General features: G+C 44.5%; 1 protein-coding gene. It reads left to right on the forward strand.

Annotated features, from left to right (window positions below; translation table 11 throughout):
• Positions 1 to 116: 116 nt before the first annotated feature.
• On the forward strand, positions 117 to 761 hold the full coding sequence (locus H595_RS0119770; RefSeq protein ID WP_027672676.1) for a LysE family translocator: 645 nt from the start codon (positions 117 to 119) through the stop codon (positions 759 to 761).
• The last annotated feature ends 247 nt before the right edge of the window (positions 762 to 1,008 follow it).

Raw genomic sequence — 1,008 nt, forward strand, 5'->3', positions numbered from 1 at the left:
CCTACCAAAAGCATGCAAAGTTCGTAACAAATAATAAACAGAATAGCCGGAGCGGAAATGCTGTGTTCTGAGCAGGTTTTTCTACAGGCTCGTTAACTTCTTGGAGCAAATCTACAATGTTTGGAACTCACGATATTTTGCTTTTTATTATTTCGGGGCTCTTGCTCAATATGATCCCAGGCCCTGATTCAGTGCTTATAATGACTCGCAGTGCAACTCAAGGCTTGCGAGCAGGCTCAGCAGCAGCGCTCGGCATTGGTGCTGGAACCTTTGTACATATTTTCGCTGCTGCAGTGGGCTTATCTGCTGTTCTTGCTACGTCCAGTACAGCATTTACGGTTGTTAAATTCATGGGCGCGGCTTATCTGCTTTACGTAGGCATTAGTCTGATTCGGAGTAAAAAAAAGCGAACAAGTGACACTGAAAACAAACTTGTCGCTCCGCTATCGTTGTCTTATAAGCGTATTTTCATGCAAGGGTTTTTAACAAACGTCCTTAATCCAAAAGTTGCAGTATTTTTTCTTGCATTCGTGCCGCAGTTCATTTCACCCGATTCTAGCAATAAGGCCCTTGCTTTCATCATGCTCGGATGTATCTTCAACTTTAATGGCATGTTGTGGTGCCATTTTTTGGCCATATCTTCAGCATTTGCCAGTAAACGCGTACAGGCTAGTGAAACTGTAGCTTTATGGTTAAATAGGCTTATCGGTGGAGTTTTTATTTCGTTTGGTATTAAGCTTGCTCTCGCTGAAAGAAGTTAACAAGTTGCTTAATTTCGTTCCGGCCACAAACAGCGTGGCCTCCACTGGACTGCCTACGCTACGCTGCGGCAGCCAATTAGCAAAGCGTTAGTGCGTCAAGCAAAGCTTGATGCATCTTGCAGGGTGTAAGTCCCTGTCGGGTAATAATATTAGGGTCAGATCCTGAGGGATCCCCACGAATTTAGCCCCCGCATTCAATGTTGTAACTCGTTGTATCTAGCAAGTGTTTGCAGTGGCGCAAGGTACT

The organism is Rheinheimera baltica DSM 14885 (assembly GCF_000425345.1).
Taxonomy (GTDB): domain Bacteria; phylum Pseudomonadota; class Gammaproteobacteria; order Enterobacterales; family Alteromonadaceae; genus Alishewanella; species Alishewanella baltica.